This window comes from Collinsella aerofaciens (assembly GCF_015552075.1).
Classification (GTDB): Bacteria; Actinomycetota; Coriobacteriia; order Coriobacteriales; family Coriobacteriaceae; genus Collinsella; species Collinsella aerofaciens_Y.
On the sequence record NZ_JADNDZ010000005.1, the window covers coordinates 19,875 to 27,492 of the forward strand.

Annotated in this window: 5 protein-coding genes; all 5 read right to left on the reverse strand. The window is 58.5% G+C overall.

Going from position 1 to position 7,618, the window contains the following annotated elements; translation table 11 throughout:
- Position 1: 1 nt before the first annotated feature.
- On the reverse strand, positions 2-1,429 hold the full coding sequence (pelF, locus tag I2D41_RS00230; RefSeq protein ID WP_195363150.1) for a GT4 family glycosyltransferase PelF: 1,428 nt from the start codon (positions 1,427-1,429) through the stop codon (positions 2-4).
- A complete protein-coding gene (locus I2D41_RS00235; protein ID WP_195363151.1) occupies positions 1,426-3,306 on the reverse strand; it encodes a DUF2194 domain-containing protein in 1,881 nt (626 codons plus the stop codon). Before I2D41_RS00235 ends, pelF begins: the two co-directional genes overlap by 4 nt.
- Entirely contained in the window at positions 3,303-3,956 is a 654-nt protein-coding gene (locus tag I2D41_RS00240) for a tetratricopeptide repeat protein (protein ID WP_195363152.1), read from the reverse strand. The genes I2D41_RS00235 and I2D41_RS00240 overlap by 4 nt, the downstream gene beginning before the upstream one ends.
- The gene (locus I2D41_RS00245) at positions 3,943-6,345 is read right to left on the reverse strand and encodes a DUF4118 domain-containing protein (protein ID WP_195363153.1); all 2,403 of its coding nucleotides are present in this window, start codon (positions 6,343-6,345) and stop codon (positions 3,943-3,945) included. The genes I2D41_RS00240 and I2D41_RS00245 overlap by 14 nt, the downstream gene beginning before the upstream one ends.
- Positions 6,346-6,500: 155 nt before the next feature.
- Positions 6,501-6,887, reverse strand: coding sequence for a helix-turn-helix transcriptional regulator (locus I2D41_RS00250; protein WP_195363154.1), 387 nt, complete (start codon positions 6,885-6,887; stop codon positions 6,501-6,503).
- Between the last annotated feature and the right edge of the window lie 731 nt (positions 6,888-7,618).

Here is a 7,618-nt window from a genome sequence, read left to right on the forward strand (position 1 = left end):
GCTACTCCCCCTCTCTGGGCAGGTCAAACGCTTGCGCCGTCTCGTCGTACAGCGCGCGATAGTTGGCGAGCATCTGCTCGTGCAAAAAGTACGTGGCAACGCGACGCTGGCCGCGCTCCCCCATCTCAATGCGGCGGGCGCGGCTTGTGCACATGCGCTCCATGGCATCGGCCAAGCCCTTGCGATACATGGGCGGCGTCACAAAACCCGCCACGCCAAAGTCATCGCCCGGGGCACCTTCGAGCAGCTCGCGGCAGCAGCCCACCTCGGTCGTCACGCAGGGACGGCGCGCTGCAAGCGACTCCAGCACGCTGAGCGGCTGGCCCTCGGAGATGCTCGTCAAAATGGTGAAGTCGAGCTTTTCCATGTATTCGACCACGTTGACGCGGCCGGTAAAGATCAGGTCGCGCACGCCCAGGGTTTCGACCAGCGCGTAGCACTCGGCGCCGTACTCCTCGTCGTCCACGCCGCCCATGATGTGCAGGCGCACGCGGGGCAGGCGCTCGTGCAGCTCAAAGAAGGCATAGATCATGGTCTTGACGTCCTTGATGGGCGCCAGGCGCACCACCGCGCCAATGTCCACCCAGCCGTCATCGGGCTTTAAGGGAATGTCCTTAAAGCGGTCAAACTGGATGCCGTTGGGGATGACCAGGCATTTGTCCGCATCGCAGCCCATATCGATCTGCGTCTTGCGGGCGTTATGAAACAAGCTCGTCACGCGAAAGGAGCGGCGGTAGATCTCCTCCGAAAGCAGGTAGAAAAAGCGAATCCAGCGGTCCTTAAACGACGGCACCACCCAGTCGGCGCGAATGATCTCTTCCTCGCGCTCGCGAGTATAAATGCCGTGCTCGGTCAACAGCACCGGCGCATGGTGAACGCTGGAGCCAAGGCTTGCCAGCAGACCGGCGTAGCCGGTTGAGATGGCGTGGTACACATCGGCCACCGGCACCTCGCTGCCCAGAAGGTAGAGCACGGGCAACAGCATGGAGCGCATGGTGTGGAATGCATCGGCAAAGGGCGTGAATGGGTACTCGGCCAGGCACACGTCGCGGAAGATGTCCATAAACGTTCGGCTCTGCAAAAACGAGAGCGGATGCACGCGACGGCGCTGAAAGATATCGAACAGCACGTCCCAGTCCGGATTAGAAAGCGACATCAGGCGGCGAAGCGCCTCGCGCTCGCGATCGTTAAAGTCGGCCTCTTCTTGCTCGCCCGAAAGCCGCAGGGCGTCATCCAGAAATACCTCGTGCACCTCGACCACGTTGCCGGGCAGCTCGTAGACAAACTTGCCGCGGTCGGCAGCATGCGCGCCAATCACCCACAGCACAAACTCGTGCTCGGGCATGGCCTGTATGTAGCCGTGCATCCAGGTAGATACGCCGCCGTGCACATAGGGGTAGCAACCCTCGAGTACCAAACAGATTCTCATTTGTCGCCACCCTCCTTGCGTGCAATGGTCACCGTCTTGTCCGTGGCTTTAACCAGGTACAGATCGCCCGTCAGATGCGTAATCTCGCCACCCGTGACTGCACCCGGCTCGCCGTTGTTGGCACGGAACATGAGCCACGCCTCGTCGTGGAAATTGCCCAGGCTAAGCGTCCAGGCATTCGCGTCTGTATCCACGCTCACCGTCACGGACGAAAAACGCTGGATGGCGCCCGAGCATTCCGAGCCGGTCTGGCGACGCAGGTCGGGCGCAGACTTGGAAAGCCAGTCCAGGTAGTCGGTCAGGCCGCCCTTGTAGACCTCCCAGCCCTCCTTAGCGCCGCGATCGGGGTCCAAAAGGTCGTCCGGATGCATAAAGTGCGTGCTCACGTAGTGCATGTTGAGCTCGGACACGGCTGCCAGACGCATATAGGAATCGTTGACCATGCCGCCCGAGACAATACGTGGCTGCTCCACAATGCCATCGCTCGCCACGCCAAACTCCTGCACATAGGGCAAGTCGGTGCCATCCTCAAAATACGTACTGGCGATGGTCTTAATGCGCGGAACGTCAGTACCGATAAGCTTGCGCGCACGGGCCGAAAGGATATTCGACGGTGGCACATATACCGAGCCGTGCGCGTTGGGCAGTACCTCGTCCTGGAAGGCTATAAGCTCGTCGAGCGATGCGACGAGCGCCTCCTTGTTCTTCCACGTCTTGTAGTCGTACAGTGTGCGATAGTCGGTATCCCAGAGCGCCAGCGGCTGATGGTTGTAGCCGTGGAAACCCAGCTCTCCGCCCATCTGCAGCAGCATGCCGCCAAAGTAGCGGAACTGCGTGGTATCGGCCTGGCGCGCGGGCTCGGTCTGGTTGACCGCGTCCTCGTAGTTTTCGATCATCACGCCGGTAAAGCGAACGCCATATTTTTGCGCGAGCTTTTGCAGATCGGGCCACCAGACCTTAGTGTAAAAATCCGCAATGGAAAGGCCGTAGTCACGCTTGATATAAGTACCATCGCCCGAGGGCACGGGGCTGGGAAAGTCGTCCAGATAGAAGACGGCGCTGTTGATGACGGGGTAGGCCGTGGCATCGCCCAGCAGGCTGATCGCCGCGGCGTAAAAACCGCGCATGACCTTGTCATAGATACCGATATTGCACACCACGGTGCGACAGCTACCGCAGTCATTCGACCAAATGAGCGGGGCGCCCGCATCGCCGGTCTTAGCCCACACACGAGCCGTCTCGCGCAGCGAAACCGAAAGCGACGAATCAAAGGGGTCCGAGAGCTCGTAGCGCTCTCCCCCGCCCAGCATAAAGTCCTCGCTCGGCACAATGCTTTCGGCTTTTACATAGTCATATCCGGCAGATTCAATGCCAAGCTTGGGAGCAATCACTTGCAGATAGCCCGAGTTATCCGGAGGCATGGCGAGCATAAGCGAACCGCCGGCACTCACCCAACTCATAATGTCGCTCAGGTGCGTACCGAGCCCATCGAGCGACGGCATGAGCAAAATCACGCGATCGTAGGAGGTCAGCGAGGGAATGGCATCTGCGCCGTCCAGGGCAAGGTCCACGTCACGGTGCGCGATCTTCATGTCGAGCAGAATCTGGTCGAACTGCTCCTTTACGTCCTCGACGCCAGCTTGATCGGAATCGGTAATGACCAGGCACGTGGGCTTTTGGCCAAATATTGCCGAGGAGGCCGGCACCGCATCGTTGGCGGCAAGCATCCCCAGCTTATGCTGGCCCGCACTGTACTGTACGCCGGCGCGCTCCACCAGCAGCACGGCCGCCATGGCAATAAAGACCGCCCACACCACAAGCAGCCCCATCCAGCGAAAATGGCCCGCACGGTCGCGGATATGCTGTACCACGCTCATCGGGCCTCCTCTCCGTTGCGCCAAAACGCCAGTTCCTCGCGGTTGGCGGCGCTCAAGTATACATGCTGTTTGTCAATCGCATCGATCACGCGGTGGACCTCGTCACCGTCGCGGCGCATCACCGCAAGGCGCAGACAAAGCATCCAAACCTCCTGCTCCTCGGGCACATCGAGCACCAGCTGGTCGATCACGGCCTGCGCCTCGTCAATCTGTCCGACATCGGCCAGCGCCGTCACGTATCGAATGCGAAGCTCAAGGGTGTCCTCGCGCTCGCAGAGACGCGCAAGCAAGCGCGCGTACTGTTGGCGCTGAATCTGAGCCACACGCCCCTCGGCCAAGCCCGAGCCCAAGTATTCACCAAGAAAATCGCAGTATTCGTTGAGGTTTTGCGCGCTCGGGTCCGTCTTAAAGGCACGCTCCAGCTGCTGCAGTTTAAGGTCGGACTCCTTGGAGATCTGCGCCACCGCCGTCGCGGCATAGTGAGCCACCTCAACGTCGTCATTAAGCTTAGCCGCCTGCAGCTGCGCCAGGTACGCGTTGGGCTCCTCGGTGAGCATGGAGAGCATTAGGCGGCGCCGTTCTGCCGGGTCGTTGACGATGAGCGCCTCCTCGAGCGGCACTACGCCTGCATCGGCATCACGTTCGTGCACTAGGATGCTGCGATGCAGGTCGTCGTTGAAGCGCAGCGACTCCAGCGCAGACTCTTTCAGCCCCTCGCCAAACACCGCGCTGCGGACCGATAGCAGAACCACCAGCAACGGGCCCCACAGCGGCACCAGCACTATTACAGCCAGCATGTGCCCGCGCACCGGCAGCAGGCCCAACTTCATGAGCGTCCACAGCATCAGGCAAACCAGCGCATGAATCAGCAGCAAGACGGCAGCAACGACAAGCGAGATCAAGCGGCACCCCCCCCTCACCGTCACCGGTGTAAGAGATGTGCTGCAGCAGCGCCACGATGTCCTCGCCGTCAACGGGCTCCACCGCAATCTGCTTTGCGCTCAGGCGCTCGCGGATAATGGGCAGATCGCACGCCTTTGCCTGGCGCATAAGCAGGTAGAGCATGTCACCATCGACCAGGCCCGCCGCATCGCTCTCGCGGATTGCCGACCCAATTGCGCCCACCAGCTCGCCGACAGGCTCCATGCCCGGTACCACGCGCAGGAGCAAAAAGCTGCCCATCTTGCCATCTGCCAGCGCCTGCTCGGCCGCGAGCTCTTGGCCAAAGGCAGCCTGCTTGAGCACGCAAGTGCCGTCAACGCAGCGTTTATCCTGTGCCACCGCCTCATAGTCAAAGGCACGGCCCAGCGCGCTTTCGACCAGGCCGCACAAGATGCGGAACAGGTTTTGGTAATAGAGCGTCATTTGGTTCTGGGCCGCACAGCGCACAAAGATCAACACGGCGGGCGCCCCGTCACGCTCGATCGTGTATCCAAACATGGGAAGCCCCGGCGTCAGCTCGCGGTTCACCCACAGGCTCGAACGACCCCCGTCGCCTAAAAGGGGCGCAAGCTGCTCAAGCGTAAGCGAGCGTGCGGCATCTTCGGCAATCGCGGGACTTGCTGCCACCAGGCGTGCAAATGCTCCGCCAGAAACATGGTAGATCGTCACCGAATCGTTCTCGAGGATCTCGCCCAGAAGCTCGCAGCACTTGCGATAGATGTCGCGTGGGTTGAACACGTCAAGCTCCTGCGTCACGGCAAAGATCTTGCCAAAGCTGTCGTGGCGACCCACGATCTGGCGCCTGTACGCACGCTTGTCCTCGATCGCGTCGTGGTAGAGCTGCGTAAGAAACGTATTGCGGTTGCGCACGAGCTTGTTTTGATCGCGCTCCGCCCTAATGGCTTCGCTGTTGCGCAGCTGCACATAGCCGCACACGGCACCCACAACAAAGTACGCAATAAACGGCAGCCAGTTGGACGGCTCGTAGAACAGGCCCTGGAAGGTATAGCCGTACTGAGTAAAGTAGCTCGCAGCCAAACCCACCGACGCCAGCAGCGCCGCAACCAGGCCAAAGTCCAAGCCATACAGCGTGCCAATCAGCACCACGTAGAGCAGGCGATAATCGAGCACGTTGAGCTGGGTCGATTGGGAGAACAGGTGCTCCAGCACCTCGAACAGGGCCCAGGCAACGCCCGTCTCCAGGCATTTAATAGGCAGCGTGCGCATTTGGATGCGGTCGATGGCGGCGCGCAAGGGGTTGACCTTCTTTGCGCGGCCAGCATCCCAACGCGCTTGAATGGTCGAAAGATCGCGCAGCAAGTCGTAACGCTGAAACCAGCCATAACGTACGCGAACGACGTCACTGACGGGCAGGGCGAAGCCGGCAGAATCGCCATAGGCAACTGAAAGCCCTGGGAACAGCGCCTCGAGGGCGTCGCCCACCTCACCCACCGTGTGATGGAAGGTATCGGCTACGTCGAGCGTCTCAAAGTTACCATCCCAGCTGTCGAAGATACGGCGTACCAGCACCGAAAGCTCCTCGGCACACAGCAGCGGAAACGCCGCATCCTGCGCGCCCTGCAAAGCGGCCGATCCGGTTGAGCATGCGTCGAACAGCGGCACCAAAAACGGGTCCTCCAGCGCGGCAGACGCGGTATACAGGAACGGCACGCGCAGGATCTTGGTCTGAACACCCTCGCGAGCAGCGTAGTAGCGGCAAAGGTCGTTTGCCGCGCGGGCGATAATGCCCTTGCCCGTTCGCCCCGCAGCATCGGCGGCACCCTCGGCACCCGCGGGCCCCGCTACATACAGCAGTTGGACCCGGCGACCCGCGCACGCACGAAAGACCGAGCGCAGCGTCTCGATATCGCCCACGGTATCGGTATGCGGGGTAAGGTAATTAGACAGGTAGACCACGCGGTCGAACTCGTAGGCTTGTTCCAAGTGCTGGAGCAGCTCTTTCCACGAGGCATGGGGCGACGACTCATCGCGGCGCGCTTCCGCGGCAGCGACGACCTTAACGTGATCCCCGGGGAACGCCTTGGCACAAAAGTCATCGTCAACATATGCGGTGTTGCCAACAACCAGCACCTCCATGGCGCACCCCTCCCCTAAAATCCACATTTGTCATAGTCAAACATGCGTATTGTACGCTGTCAACGCGAGCTGGAGCGCCTTTAAGGCTGTTTTAAGAACTTTTTTAAAGGATGTGGGGATGGCAACTCGTCCGACTCAGGCTCATTGAGAGACTGCTATTCGCTCTGAAAAGGCACATCGCAATCTGCTGACAGCTCTGCAGGGAGAATGGCAGGCAATGTACATTGCTCTCGTACGGAATCATTGGATGAAAGAAACGGCAGTTCTTTGGAATAGTTGACGATAACCTGCGGAACGATCTTAATGCCCAGAGCAAGTTCGAACTTTGCAATCGTCTTCAGAGTCATATTAGGTTGAGAATTCAAGAGCTTAGAAAGCGACTGAAGGCTTATGCCCATACGATTTGCCAGCTCACTTTTGCTCAATCCCAAACGTTTCATTTCGCGACGAACAATAAACTCAATATCTAGTGCATGTTCATAAGCGCGCGTTTCGCTACTTTCTGTTTCGGCATATAAATCAGATAGATCTACTTTATTCATTGTATTCTCCGTTTCAGAAGCCAGGCATAAAAGTCAGCGCCCAGGCTCCAGAAGCTGACGTGCTATTCTGGCCGATCATTGTTTGAGCGGTTAATTTCCGCTCATGGTCTGACAACATTTTCTGGAATTGAGAGTTATCGGGAGAAGCCGTCAATTCCCAAAACGGTCGACCCTTGAGGTCTCTATATTCGACAAGTTCATATCCTTCTGCCAAAGGGCACCTCCCATTTCTAGATGAACTTAACTTATAGGTTAAGTTCATCCATTTAAATACATATAACGAGGTCCAGACAAGATTCCTCTGCCCCAATCGATAAACAAACCAGTCGAGCTTATGCAAAATCCGGAAGTGTGTGGCAAATTCTAGACACGTCAACCACACTGGATAGTGACAAAGTTTCTACCTGCGAGTTCTTTTCATGAAAAGGACGATGTGCTCGAGGGTTCCGAAATTTGCCGCATACTTCCGTCGGTCATTTCCGGAAGTGCGGTGAAAAAACCGAGATCGACAGACCAGACCCCTGTTTTAGCTTTCCGCGTCGGTTTTGTTGCCGAAATTCGGTTTATGCTCGGAGGTTTCCGATTTTTTCCCCGCACTTCCGAAAAGCACGCTTAAACCGCGCGTCCCGAAGCGGAAAACCGCCGGATATTTGTTTCTCCCCAAATGAGATCCTTGTTTGGTTGATTTTCAATCTCAACGCAACAGCTTGAACGGACCCCGCGTTTCCGCA